The sequence below is a fragment of the Pseudoxanthomonas sp. PXM01 genome, assembly GCF_014851815.1.
GTDB lineage: Bacteria > Pseudomonadota > Gammaproteobacteria > Xanthomonadales > Xanthomonadaceae > Pseudoxanthomonas_A.
This window is the reverse complement of record NZ_JACVAJ010000002.1, coordinates 228,286-240,735: the sequence shown is the minus strand read 5'-3', so window position 1 is coordinate 240,735 and position 12,450 is coordinate 228,286. Positions and strand designations below refer to the sequence as shown.

At 68.5% G+C, this 12,450-nt stretch carries 10 protein-coding genes; 7 read left to right on the top strand and 3 right to left on the bottom strand.

Annotation, left to right across the window (positions count from 1 at the left end):
• Positions 1-98 precede the first annotated feature (98 nt).
• The 4 genes from IB230_RS10450 to IB230_RS10435 all read left to right on the top strand — a co-directional run bounded on the left by IB230_RS10450 (position 99) and on the right by IB230_RS10435 (position 5,700).
• Positions 99-2,204 (top strand): EAL domain-containing protein, encoded by a 2,106-nt coding sequence (locus tag IB230_RS10450; protein ID WP_192271925.1) that lies wholly within the window; start codon positions 99-101, stop codon positions 2,202-2,204.
• An 85-nt stretch (positions 2,205-2,289) separates the two neighbouring features.
• Complete coding sequence (locus IB230_RS10445; RefSeq protein WP_192271923.1) at positions 2,290-3,909, top strand: CHASE2 domain-containing protein; 1,620 nt, start codon at positions 2,290-2,292, stop codon at positions 3,907-3,909.
• The gene (locus IB230_RS10440) at positions 3,890-4,201 is read left to right on the top strand and encodes a hypothetical protein (RefSeq protein WP_192271921.1); all 312 of its coding nucleotides are present in this window, start codon (positions 3,890-3,892) and stop codon (positions 4,199-4,201) included. Before IB230_RS10445 ends, IB230_RS10440 begins: the two co-directional genes overlap by 20 nt.
• The gene (locus IB230_RS10435; RefSeq protein ID WP_192271919.1) at positions 4,198-5,700 is read left to right on the top strand and encodes a M48 family metallopeptidase; all 1,503 of its coding nucleotides are present in this window, start codon (positions 4,198-4,200) and stop codon (positions 5,698-5,700) included. The genes IB230_RS10440 and IB230_RS10435 overlap by 4 nt, the downstream gene beginning before the upstream one ends.
• Before the next feature lie 105 nt (positions 5,701-5,805).
• On the opposite strand, the gene IB230_RS10430 is transcribed toward IB230_RS10435, so the two are convergent.
• Positions 5,806-6,165, bottom strand: a complete 360-nt coding sequence (locus tag IB230_RS10430; RefSeq protein ID WP_192271917.1) for a glycine zipper 2TM domain-containing protein — start codon at positions 6,163-6,165, stop codon at positions 5,806-5,808.
• Positions 6,166-6,374: 209 nt separating this feature from the next.
• Between IB230_RS10430 and IB230_RS10425 the strand changes: the two genes are divergently transcribed.
• The 3 genes from IB230_RS10425 to IB230_RS10415 all read left to right on the top strand — a co-directional run bounded on the left by IB230_RS10425 (position 6,375) and on the right by IB230_RS10415 (position 7,542).
• The gene (locus IB230_RS10425; RefSeq protein ID WP_192271915.1) at positions 6,375-6,866 is read left to right on the top strand and encodes a pyridoxamine 5'-phosphate oxidase family protein; all 492 of its coding nucleotides are present in this window, start codon (positions 6,375-6,377) and stop codon (positions 6,864-6,866) included.
• A 143-nt stretch (positions 6,867-7,009) separates the two neighbouring features.
• Positions 7,010-7,318, top strand: coding sequence for a hypothetical protein (locus IB230_RS10420; RefSeq protein ID WP_192271913.1), 309 nt, complete (start codon positions 7,010-7,012; stop codon positions 7,316-7,318).
• Between the two features lie 59 nt (positions 7,319-7,377).
• Entirely contained in the window at positions 7,378-7,542 is a 165-nt protein-coding gene (locus IB230_RS10415; protein ID WP_192271911.1) for a hypothetical protein, read from the top strand.
• A 285-nt stretch (positions 7,543-7,827) separates the two neighbouring features.
• On the opposite strand, the gene IB230_RS10410 is transcribed toward IB230_RS10415, so the two are convergent.
• Positions 7,828-9,228, bottom strand: coding sequence for a hypothetical protein (locus IB230_RS10410; RefSeq protein WP_192271909.1), 1,401 nt, complete (start codon positions 9,226-9,228; stop codon positions 7,828-7,830).
• Between the two features lie 96 nt (positions 9,229-9,324).
• Positions 9,325-12,363 (bottom strand): TonB-dependent receptor, encoded by a 3,039-nt coding sequence (locus IB230_RS10405; protein WP_192271907.1) that lies wholly within the window; start codon positions 12,361-12,363, stop codon positions 9,325-9,327.
• Between the last annotated feature and the right edge of the window lie 87 nt (positions 12,364-12,450).

Here is a 12,450-nt window from a genome sequence, read left to right as displayed (position 1 = left end):
CACAATCGATCGCGCCGACGCCGGTGGTCGGCGCACGGCTTCATTCTTGAATGGCCACGCCGTTGTAGCTGTCAGAAGAGGAGTGCCAGGGACGTTCCATGGAAGCAGGGCTTGTTGCGACCTATGTGCCGGAACTGGTGGTCACGTCGTTCGTCGTGGCCGTCGTGGCCTCGTATGCCGCGCTGAAGACCACCGGACGCATCCGCGCCAGCGACCCGGTCGCCCGTCGCTGGTGGCTGGCCGGCGGCGCGCTGGCGATGGGCATCGGCGTGTGGTCGATGCACTTCATCGGCATGCTCGCGCTGCGCCTGCCCATCCGGCTGGGCTACGACATCGGCATCACCCTGTTGTCGCTGCTGCTGGCGGTGGCGGCCAGCGGCTATGCGTTGTGGCTGGTCACCCGCGACCACGTCACCCGGTTGCGCCTGGTGAGCGGCGCGGTGGTGATGGGGCTGGGCATCGCGGCCATGCATTACATCGGCATGGCAGCGATGCGGATGGACCCGGATATCATCTACAAGCCGCTCTGGTTCGCCGCCTCGTTGCTGATCGCCATCGTCGCCGCCGGCGCCGCGCTCGCCATCGCCTATCGCCTGCGTGACAACGCGCATCACGAACGCTTGCACCGCCTGCTCGCTGCGGGCGTGATGGGCGTGGCCATCGTCGGCATGCATTACACCGGCATGGCCGCGGCGCACTTCCCCGAAGGCTCGATCTGCAGTGCGGCGCTGCGCGACGGGCTGTCGCCCGATTCGCTGGCCTGGTTGGTGGTGGTGGTGAACACCGCGGTGCTGGGCACCGCGATAGGTGCGAGCGCGCTGGACCGGCTGCTGCACGAACGCACGGCGCGGCTGTCGGATTCGCTGCAGCTGGCCAACCGCCAGTTGACCCATCTGGCGATGCACGACGCGCTCACCGGCCTGCCCAACCGGATGATGCTGACCGACGAGTTGCAGGAGCGCATCCTGCGCGCGCAGTTGCAGGGCGAGCGGTTCGCGTTGCTGTTCATCGACCTGGATGGCTTCAAGGGCGTCAATGACGCTTTCGGCCACCACGTGGGCGACGCGCTGCTGGTCCGCGTGGCGGACACGTTGCGGCGCATGGCGGCCGCCGACGATACGGTGGCGCGGCTGGGCGGCGACGAGTTCGTCATGGTCACGCGCGTGACCGAGGTGGGCGAGGCCACGGCGCGCGGCGAGCGCCTGCTGGCGGCGCTGCTGGAATCGACCCGCTTGCAGGAGAACGACGACGTCACGGTGAGCGCGAGTATCGGCATCGCGCAGTATCCCGGTGACGGCGAGGATGCGCAGTCGATGATCGCGCACGCGGACGTGGCGATGTATTACATCAAGCAGGCCGGCCGCAACGGCCTTGCCCTCTACGCGCCGTCGATGGGCGACGAGGTGCAGGGGCAGCTGCAACTGACCTACGAACTGCGCAAGGCCCTGGAACGCGGACAGCTGGTGCTGCACTACCAGCCGCAGGTGCGTGCGCAGGACAACGGCATGGCCGGCATGGAGGCCTTGGTGCGCTGGCAGCATCCGCGCCTGGGCCTGGTGATGCCGGACCGCTTCATCGCACTGGCCGAGCGCGTGGGCCTGATCGTGGACCTGGGCCAATGGGTGCTGGATGAAGCCTGCCGCCAGTGGGCGGTGTGGCGTCGCGCCGGCGCGCGCGTTCCCACGGTGTCGGTGAACCTGTCGCCGGTACAGGTGCGTGGCGACTATCTGGTGGCGCAGGTCGCCTCGGCCATGCGCCGGCACGGCCTGCCGCCGGGCGCGCTGACGCTGGAGATCACCGAATCGATGGCGATGCTCGAGCCCGAGCGCACGGTGGAGGTTCTCACGCAACTGGAGGCGGTGGGCGCGCGCATTTCGCTGGACGACTTCGGTACCGGGTATTCCAGCTTGTCGTACCTGGCTTACCTGCCGGCGCACGAACTGAAGATCGACCGCCAGTTCGTGCGGCAGATGACCACCGGCTCGCGTCACGCCGCCATCGTGCAATCGGTGGTGATGCTGGGCCAGCAACTCGGCCTGGAAGTGGTGGCCGAAGGCGTGGAGACGCTCGAGCAGAAACAGATGCTGGCGGCCATGGGGTGCAGCCGGTTGCAGGGCTACTACATCGGCAAGCCACGCGCGGTGGAAGACATGCCGGCGCTGGCGCCGCAGGAACCGCCGGTGGCCCGGCGTACGCACGGGTAGCGCGCGTCGAGGTTGCTGCCCTGCGTAACGGCCGTTATGGTGCACGGAGCCGGGACGGGGGTGCCGGCGCAGACCGGGGGAAAGCGTGGCGGAGCAGGCCACACCGCAGGGACAGGACACGCCGCCTGGCGCGGACGCGCGCGGGGATGGGGTGGGGCTGGGTGCGTGGCTGGCGCAACTGGCCGCGAAGCATCCAAGATTGGCATGGCTGCACGGCATCGCCTGGCGTCCGCGCAGTATCGCGGGGCAAGTCGTTGACGCGACCGTGCTGGTGTTCTTCTGCGTGTTCCTGCTGGGCTTGCTGTTCAACCTGATCGAGCCGTTCGGCCTGGACAACGCCAGCAAGGCGCAGTCGCAGCGCATCACCGCGCGCGTGATGGCGCCGTTCTACGGCAGCGATGCGCAGGACCACGTGGCGGTGGTGATGATCGACGACCACACGCTGGCGGCACGCGGCGTGGGGTGGCCGCCGCAGTACACCTATTACGACGAACTGCTGCGCCGCATCCTGGCCCAGCGTCCGCGCGCGGTGTACCTGGACATCCTGATGCAGCAGCGTCGCGACTACGACGACAGCTACGAGGACGCACGCCTGGGCATCGGCGAGGAAATCGCGGCGGCGGGGATTCCGGTGTACTTCGGCGTCGCCGCGCCGGGCGGACGTTCGATCTTTTCCGGCGCGGGCGGTGCGCGCGACGTGGTGACCAGTTGGCAGGGGGCGGGCAGCGATTACCCGTTGAGCATCCGCGGCGACTACATCAATGCCCAGGGCGCGGCGATGCGCACGGACGTGGGCGGAACCGGGGGTGCCGACGCGCGCAGTGTGGCGTTGGCGCTGTATGAAGCAGCGTGCGCCGAGCGCGGGACGGGATGCAGCGCGCCGGTCTCGGCACTGTCCGCGCAGGCGCGGGCGCAGCCGATGGTGGTGCGCTGGGGCAGCACACTGCCGCGGGGCAGCGGCGGCAACGGCGCCTGCACGCGCACCGGTGACGTCGCCCTCGGCACGCGGCTGGCCGCTTCGGCGCGGCTGCTGTGGGACAGCTTCAACAGCGGTCGCGACGAGCAGGTGGAGGACCGCCATCGCGCGCAGTGCGCGTACACGTTCACCGTGTTCGAGGAACAGCTGGACGACGAGGCGATGCGCGATGCATTGACCGATCGCGTAGTTCTGGTCGGCACCCATCTGACCGGTCTCAACGACCGCGTGCTGTCGCCGGTGCACCAGCAGATTCCCGGCGTCTACCTGCATGCGATGGCGCTGGACAACCTGATGACCTGGGGCGAACGCCGCACGCACCGCACCGACGGCGCGAACAATCGCCTGGCGTTGCTCAACGCGGTGCTGTTGTCGTTGGCGGCAGGCATCGTCCTGGTAACGGTGCGCGGCACGATCAAACGCCTGGTGTTGATGGCGGCGCTGTCGGTGCTGCTGGGGCTGGGTGTGGCGGTGTTCGCGCAGGGCGTGCTGCACCAGCCGCCGCAGGACTGGATCGGTCTGCTGGGACTTGCGCTGGCCGTGACGTGGTACGTGGCAAACCTCGGGCCGCAGGGCCCCGACAAGCGGGAGCAGGGCAATGGACAAGGCGAAAGCGAAGATGCGCCGGGCGTGGGCGCTGCGGGCGGTACTGGTGGCGGCGACAGCGACAGCGTGGGCAGGGAACGGCGGCACGCCGCTGAAGGCGAAGGTGATCCAGGCCACCAGTGAGCAGGTGGCCACGTTCGAGCAGGACGGCGAGCGCTTCAAGCGTACCGGCCAGAGCGTAGCGGGGGCGTCGCTGGCCAACGCGCCGGTGCTCGATGTGTCGCGCAAGGGCTATGTGCAGGTGCAGACCGCCGCAGGCCCGGTGTGGGTGGACAAGTTGAAGCTGCGCATCGAAGGCGACCTGAGCCTGGCGCCCGGCGTGCGTTGTGCACCCGCGCGCACGGGCAGCGGCGTCACCGCCAGCCGCGACGCGGCTACCGCCGGCGTGCGCGGTGCGGGCGAGGGCTGTCCGTGAACGCGCGCCGCGGCGCCTGCGCGCTGCTGGTGTTCGCACTGGCCTGCGCGTCGCCGGCCGCGCAGGCGGGCAAGCCGCTGATCAGCGACAAGGACCTGGAGCGGTTGAACCGCAACGCGCAGTTGCTGGGTGGCGTGCTGCAGTCGTTCCGCCAGAACCGCACGATGACGCCGGTGGAACGGCAACGGTGGGCCTATGGCGTGGTACAGCAGCCGCAGCTGGACGGCGCGCTGGACCGGGTATTGCAGGAGATCCGGCGTGCCGCCGGGCCCAGGGCGCCGGCGGCGCGCGTCTACGTGATTCCCGACCCCACCTTCCAGGCGTACGCGGCGGAGGACGGGTCCATCTTCGTTGCGGCCGGCATGCTGCAGAGCCTGGAGAGCCAGGACGAGATCGCCGCGCTGCTGGCGCACGAATACGTGCATGTGCTGCGCAAGCACCCGGGCAAGAGCGCGCTGGAAACCGCGAAGGGCGTGGGCGCCGGCCTGACCTCGATCTACCTGGACCGCGAGTACGCCGGCGTCAGCACCTCGCGCCCGAGCACCGACTACGTGCGCCACGCGCTGCTGCGCGAGACGGCGATGCAGTCGGTGCAGGCCGGCATCGTGCCCACGCGGGCACGCGCGCAGGAGGATGAAGCCGATCGGATGGGGACCGACCTGATGGTCGCTGCCGGTTACAACCCGATCGCCATGATGGACATGCTGGGCCGCATGGAACTGTGGGAGCAGCAACGCCGGCAGGCGGGTACGCCGTCCACCGCCATGCAGCAGGGTGTGGCGGCGACGCTGGGCCGTTACCTGCAGAACAGTGACCAGGCGCGCTCGGCCAAGCGTCGGCTCGACGACAACAAGGGCGTGGACAATCTGATCACCGCGCTGGTCGGCGCCACCCAGCAGCGCGTGCAGCAGGCCGGCGGCAATACGCACCGTGACTCCGCGCAGCGCATCGAGCGGGTGCGCGCGCACATCGAAACGAAACACGCCGACCTGGAGCGGCCCGACATGCGCGCGCTGTCGTGGGCGGGGGACACGCAGGTGGATGCGATGTTCGCGTCCATGCAACTGGCGCACCAGGTTCTGGCTGCCGATGCCACGCGCCTGACGCGTCCCCAGCAGGATGCGGTGCTGCAGGCGCTGGTGCGGAGTCCGGCAGCGGAAACGCCGCTGATCCGTTACACCGCGATGCGGTTGATGGAGTCGCAGATGGATCGCGACAAGGCACTGCCGGTGCTGCAGGGCGAGCTCGGACGCAACGACTCGTTGTTCGCGCTGCACCAGCTCACGCTGGACATGGCCAGCCGCAGCAGCAACCGCGAGCAGGCACTGCAGGTGCTGGAAACCAGCCGCAAGAGCCTGGGTGATCCGCCGGAACTGCTGCCGTATGGCGTGCGCCTGAACCGTCGTGCAGGCAAGGCCGACGCGGCACGCCTTTACGCCGCCCGCTGCGCAGGCAGCGGCGACGACAGGCTGAAGCGGGCGTGCCAGGACGAACTGTGACGATGCGCTGACCCGGCGGCGATGACCGCAGTCAGGGAAAGAAAAAGGCGCCTGCGGCCTCGTCACCGCAGGCGCCCGGCGCGCCTGTCCCGGGGGCAGACGCACTTAGCGGTAGATGCGCTCGCAACGACGTTCGACGATGCGGTCGCCCTTGTTCTCCTGGCTGTTGCCCTGCACCTTGCGGCCGATTGCGCCGCCCGCTACGGCGCCACCGACGGTGGCGACCTTCTTGCCGTTGCCGCTGCCGACCTGGTTGCCCAGCAGGCCGCCGACAACCGCGCCGATGGCGGTGCCGGCGACGCGGTTGGGATCGCGGCTGTTCTTCTGCACTTCCACGTTGCGGCATTCGATCTTGCTGCCATCGCTGAAGCGGCGGCCTTCGTCCTGCGGGCCGTACGTCTGCGCGACGGCAGCCGACATCACCGACATCAGGCCGAGCGACAACAGGACACGGGGGGTATTCATGGCGGATCTCCTGTGGGAATCGCGAGGCCAGCCTGCGCGCGCCATCGCGAACGCGTGGTGAAAGACGCCGCTACCGTTCATCCGCGAGTACGCCGGCCGTGACGCAGGCGCGACAAAGATGACGCACGGCTGACGATGGCCGATGCCGTTGACGGCGACGCGACGCCCCGGCGACTAGCGTGCGCGCACCACCGACGAGGAAGTGCGCCATGCATACGCCCGAGGAACTCGAGAAGAAGCTGTGGAAGGCGATCAAGTCCGATCGCACGATGATGCTGGGCCTGGACGGCGCCGAGGACGGGCATACGCGTCCGATGACGGCGTTGCTGGAACATGAGGGACGCGGGCCGTTGTGGATCTTCACTGCCACCGACAACCTGCTCGCGCAGCGCACGTCAGCGCCGCAGCGCGCCATCGCCACCTTCGCGTCGATGGGACACGACATCTTCGCCAGCCTGCAGGGGTCGCTGGTGCGCGACGACGACCGCGCGGTGATCGAGCGGCTGTGGAACCCCTTCATCGCCGCGTGGTACGAAGGCGGCAAGGACGATCCCAAACTCGCGCTGCTGCGTTTCGATGCCGAGCACGCGGAGATCTGGCTCAACGAGCAGAGTCTGCTGGCCGGCGTGAAGATGCTGCTGGGCGTGGATCCCAAGGAGGACTACGAAGACAAGGTCGCCGAGGTGAACCTGCGCGGGTAGGCCACAAGTCACGTTTTCCCTAACGGCGCATGACTCGCGCGGCGGCGGCCCTGGCCGCCGCCGCATCATCTGCGCGTGATCAGGGGAAACCGCAGCCGGAACAGGGGCCAGGACGCGGTGATCACGCACCGGACGCTTGCCCCATGCTGTTGTACACACAGACCCATTTGCATTCCCTGCTGGAAAGACTGGAAACCAGCGACGCCCGCGCCACGGGGCAACTCGAAGCCCTGACCGTATGGGTCGCCGCACTGGTGCAGACCCATCCCGACGGCGAACGCCTGCGTGCCTCGGCCCAGGCGCTGTCGGCGCGCAACCCGTTCCGCGCGCTCTGCCAGTACCAAGAAGAGGTCGCCGCCTACGACGCCACCTTCTGCCAGATGCAGTCGCTGGCGTCGCCCGCCGACGTCACCCCGCGCGTGCGCGTGCCGCTGCCGCCGAGGAACGTATGAAGCGCTTTTCGCCCGATGCCGGACGCCGGCGCGTGCTCCGGCGCGAAGCGATGACCTCCATGGACCTGGTGCCGCATTGCGCCACGGGGCTGCTTGCAGCGGCCACGCTGGCGGTCGCGACATTGACGGCACCCGGTTCTTTGTCCGGGTCGAAGGCGTTCGCGGACACGCGTTGCGATGTCCGTACCTCCGCCGATCCGCAGAAAGACGGAACGCGCGGCTGAGGCCACGCGTTCCGTCGTCCTTCTGCGATGAAGCAGGTACCGCGCCAGCGATCCTTCGGACGGGGACGCACTTGCAGCTAGGCTGGACGAAGCTAGGGCTTCGTACAACGGTACCGGTGTGGCCGCCGTGGCTGTTTCACCTGGATCCGGCACGCCGCGGTTGCGGCATCGACCACACGTGAAGTGTCGCGTGCGTTTCGCAAAGACCGCGTCAACGCATGGGGCGCCGATGGCGGGAACTGCGGGCCGGATCACGCGCGGGCGTGAACACCCGCTGTCTTGTGCTCAACGTGCAGGGCGTTGCGCCTGCGGGCCGGCGGTGTCGATGAACACCGGATTGGAATAGAACCACAGGTCCTGCCACGGATCCTCGCCGGGCACGTCGGCCAGCGGCGCCGCTTCCCCTGTGTTGCTGCCGCGTGCACGCACGAAGGCGCCGCGTGCCGGGACAGGCAGTTCCCACGTGACGACGCGCCAGTCACCGTCGCGACGCCACTGCTCCGCGGTCCAGCGCCGGGTCTGCATCACCGGCGCGCCGTCATCGCCGGGCGAGCCGACGATCACTTCCATCTGCGCCAGCACGGGCATGTCGCCGTGCGTGTTCGGGCGCGCGGGTTGGCGCACGCGCAGTTCGATGCGCATCGTGTCGCCGGGCGTCATCGCCAGCGTCTCGCCGAGCGTGGCGGAAGGCGCGCGCTTGCCGCCCGCGCGCACGCGCAGTTCGAGCCGGTCGACCAGGTCGCCCGTCACCGCGAACATGCGGCCGTTCCGCAGGCCATCGAGGATGTCGTCCGCGTCGTGGCGCGCCCACACATAGGTCTTGCTGTATTCGCCGGGATCGTAGTCGCGGCCGCCATCGCGCAGGTTGACGTGCGAGTCGGAGGTGGCGGTGATCCAGAAGCGTCGTCCTTCCGCCAGCAACGTGTCCCATACGCCGCCGACCTGCGCGGTCATCTGGTCGAAGCCGCCGAAGGTCGGTGCCGCGGCGTTGCGGTACAGGCCGCGCTCGCTGCGGATGGCCTGGTGGCCGGGTGCGCCTTCCATGCCGACCAGCACGCGTGGTGCGGTGTCGTGCCAGCCGCGCAGTTCGGTGGGATCCACATCGCCCCAGATGCCGACGCCGCTGGCGGTACGCGAGGGATGGTTGACGAACACGAGTGGCGGCGCGGGCAGGCTGCGCATGTGCGCCAGTGCGTCGAGCATGGTCTGGCCATCGTCGCGCTGCACGCCGTCGATAGGTTCGCTGCGGCCGAAGCGGCGTTCGATTTCCACCAGTTCATCGCGCTCGCGCGGCGATGGCGCGATGATCAACGACGCGTGCTCCGCCGCGGGCACGTCGAATTCGGCGCCGTTGAACTGGATCAGCGTGGGCACGTCGCGACGCGCCTGTTCCAGCGCGGGCCAGGCGTGGTCGCGCGTCACCACCGAATGGCCGGGGCCGCCGTGATCGGTGTGCACCATCCAGGTCAGTCCGAACTTCGCTGCCTGGCGTGCGTTGTCGCTGCGCGTGTACGGTGAATCGCCGCCGCGGATCGGCGTCGGCGGCGAAGTGGTGCGGTTCCAGTCGACGCTCCATTCGCTGTGCACGTGGTGGTCGCCGGGTTGCCAGGCACGGCCGGTGTCGCCTTCGGCGGCGAGGACAGGGAGCGGAGCCGCCAGCAGGGCCAGCAACAGGAAGGAGCGCATGGTGAACCTCGCAGGACACGGCGATGCCGCCGCGGGTGCGGCAGGATCGCGGGAAAGAGAAGCGCGCCGCGGCACGGGCCGACGGCGCGCAGGGGATCAGAAGTCGGCGCGCAGCCCCAGGCTGATGCGGCGGCCCGACTTTTCGTACATGGTCGGGAACGATGGATCCATGGTGTAGCCGCTGGTCTCTTCGTCGGTCAGGTTGATGCCTTTCAGGCTCAGCTTCAGGTGATCGCTGATCCGGTAGCCGATCGAGACATCGAGCTGGCCATAGGCATCGCGCCAGATCGGGTACATGTTGTAGCCGATCGACTCCACGTACTCGTCCTTGTGGTTGTACGACACGCGGGCGTCGAAGCGCGCGTTCTCGTAGTACGCGGTCAGGTTCCAGGTCTTCTCCGCCAGGCCCGGCATCGGTGTGCGGATGCCGAGGTCGGACTCGCCGGCCAGCGAGCTGTCCAGCATCGTGTAGTTGGCGTTGAGGCCGAAGCCTTCCAGCACCGGGTGGAACGTGGCCAGCGGCAGGTTGGCGATCAGCTCGATGCCATCCACGTCGTACGAACCCTTGGCATTCACCGGCTGGTAGACGTCGAAGTCGTAGTAGCCGTTGAGCGTGCCGTTGGCGTTGTACACGGCCACGTCCTCGACCACACCGGTCAGCGCGCTGACCACCACGCCGTCGATCTTCTTGCGGAAGTACGACGCCGCCAGCAGGCCGCCGTTCTCCAGGTACTTCTCCAGGCCGATTTCCCACTGCTTGGCGTAGGTCGGCTTCAGGTCCGGGTTGCCGTCGGTGAAGCGGAACGAACTCCAGCTCGCCGTGCGCTTGTAGGCCACGTCACCCAGCGCCGGACGGATCAGCGTTTCCGAACCCGCGGCGCGCAGCAGCAGGCCGTCGGCCAGTTCGGCGGTCAGGTTGAAGCTGGGCAGCACGTCGGTGTAACCGCCGTCCTTCGACACCGGCGTGTCGGTGTAGCCGGTGCTGCCGTCGGGGTTCTGCACGGGGTGGTAGCCGAACGAGGTCACCGATGTATCGACGTAGCGTGCGCCCGCGTTCACGGTGACCGGCACGCGGCCGAGGGTGAAGTCGAAATTGGTCATCGCGTACAGCGCGGCGACTTCCTCGTCGACGCGGTAGTACTGGGCGTCGTCGAACGGCGTGGAGAAGCCGGGATAGCGGAAGTAGCCCCGGGCGAAGTCGTTGGAGACCTGTCGCCAGTCGAGATCCTTCACGCTGTAGTTGCCACCCGGCACGATGTCGCCGATCCACTGCAGAGGGCTGTCGGCCAGCGTGCGGACGTTCACCCACGAGGTGTTGCCGGCGGACGGGCCGGTGATCTTCAGCTCGCCGTACTGGCGTTCCTTGCTGCGGTCGGTGTAGCGGCCGCCGAACTGCACGCTGCGCAGCGCGGGGAGGAACGGCAGTTCCAGCTTGCGCGTCACGTCGACCTTGGCGGCGTACTTGTCGTCGTTGATCTTCTCCAGCGTGGTCTCGTAGGCCTCGAACAGGTAGCGCTCGGGCGAGCCGTACATGTCGAAGCCGCCGGAGGTGGCGCTGGGAAGGGTCTCGCCGCTGCGGCCGGTCCAGCGCGTGCGCGACGGTGCGTAGGCCACATGCTTGAGATTGGAGTAGTCCAGCGTCTTCTCGGCACCCGAGTAGCCGGCCATCGCCTCGACGTCCCACAGGTCGTTGTTCCAGTCCAGGGCCACGCTGTACTGGCCGTAGTCGGTCTTGTTGATGCGCTCCTTGCTCAGGAACTCGTGCTGGGTCGCGGTGTAGGACACGTCGCGCAGCACCAGCATGCCGTAGTCGGACAGGGTGGTGTCGTCGTATTCGTGGATCGTCTCCAGTGTGCTGCGGCTGGAGGCCGAGTAGGCGGCGGCGTCGTACTCGTCCTCGGTGGTGTCGTAGCCGCCGACCATCGCGTCGAAGGTCAGGCTGAAGGTGCGGCTGGGCTTGTACTGCAGCGAGGCGGTGGCGCCCCACTTGTCCTGGTCGTTGAGGTAGACGCGGTCACCGACCTTGTCCTGGAACACGATCAGGTTGCTCTCGGCGGTGTTCGCCCGGTTGTCGATCACCCAGCCCGTATCGCGCTCGATCACCGCTTCGGCCTGCGAGCCGCGCGTGCCGGAGGCGCCGAGGAAGCGCGACATCGGTCGGAAGTTGATGCCGGAGGTCGAATCCGTGCGGTTGGTGCGCTCGGCGTGCGAGAACGACACCAGTGCGCCCCAGTCGCCCCAGGTGTCGCTGGCGAGGAAGGCGAACTTCGGGTCGGTCTCCTCGGAGATCGAGTTGTGTGCGCCCTCGGCCGAGAACACCAGCTTGCGGCCGTTGTAGTCGAACGGGCGTGCAGTGGAGATCTTCACCGAGCCGGCGATGCCGCCTTCCTCGTCCGCCGCGGTGGGGGACTTCTGCACGGTGACCTGCTGGATGATCTCGGAGGCGAACAGGTCGAACTCCACGTCGCGGCCGCCGCTGCCGGAGGCGGTGGCCAGGTCGTTGATCGACACATGGGTGTACTCGGACGGCAGGCCGCGCACGTTGACCTTGCTGCCCATGCCCTTGTTGCGCTCGATGGTCACGCCGGGCATGCGCTGCAGCGCCTCGGCGAGGTTCTGTTCGGGGAAGTCGGCGACGTCGGTGGCCACGATGGAGTCCGAGAAGCCCACGGTGTAGCGCTTGATGTCGACTGCCTGCTCCAGGCTGCGGCTGTAGCTGCCGACCACTTCGATGCTTTCCAGCTCCTGCGTGTCCACCGCTTGTGCGGTGGGTGCTGTGGCGGCAGGCGCGCGGGCAGGTTCCGCAGCAGGCGCGGCGGGCGCAGCCGGTGCCGCGTCGGCTTCGATGGTGACGGTGCTGGCGTTGAGGTAGCGGTAGCGCAGTCCGGTGCCGTCGAGCAGTTGCGTCAGCGCCTGTTCGGACGACAGCCCGGCGGGCACGGCGCGCGTGCGCGGGTTGCCGGCCTGCGCGTTGTAGACGAACTGCAGGCCGGTCTGGCGCGACAGCGTGTTGAGCGCGGTATCGAGCGACTGCGGCGGGATGGCGTCGGTCGCGACGTTCGCCTGCTGGGCCGCGACATTGGCGGTCGCGGCCTGCAGCGCGAGGGCGATGGAAAGAGCGAGGAGTCGGCGCATCGGGGAGTCCAGTGGGGTGGGGTGGCGGCAGCGCGATCAACGCGTGCTCACCTCCCTACGATTCCCGACGAAGAAGATCGGGCACCG

What these genes read in the sequence shown, in the direction of transcription:
- IB230_RS10450 (WP_192271925.1), top strand. Translation starts at nt 99, where the DNA reads ATGGAAGCAGGGCTTGTTGCGACCTATGTGCCGGAACTGGTGGTCACG.
- IB230_RS10430 (WP_192271917.1), bottom strand. Translation starts at nt 6,165, where the DNA reads ATGAATACCCCCCGTGTCCTGTTGTCGCTCGGCCTGATGTCGGTGATG.
- IB230_RS10425 (WP_192271915.1), top strand. Translation starts at nt 6,375, where the DNA reads ATGCATACGCCCGAGGAACTCGAGAAGAAGCTGTGGAAGGCGATCAAG.
- IB230_RS10420 (WP_192271913.1), top strand. Translation starts at nt 7,010, where the DNA reads ATGCTGTTGTACACACAGACCCATTTGCATTCCCTGCTGGAAAGACTG.
- IB230_RS10415 (WP_192271911.1), top strand. Translation starts at nt 7,378, where the DNA reads ATGGACCTGGTGCCGCATTGCGCCACGGGGCTGCTTGCAGCGGCCACG.
- IB230_RS10410 (WP_192271909.1), bottom strand. Translation starts at nt 9,228, where the DNA reads ATGCGCTCCTTCCTGTTGCTGGCCCTGCTGGCGGCTCCGCTCCCTGTC.
- IB230_RS10405 (WP_192271907.1), bottom strand. Translation starts at nt 12,363, where the DNA reads ATGCGCCGACTCCTCGCTCTTTCCATCGCCCTCGCGCTGCAGGCCGCG.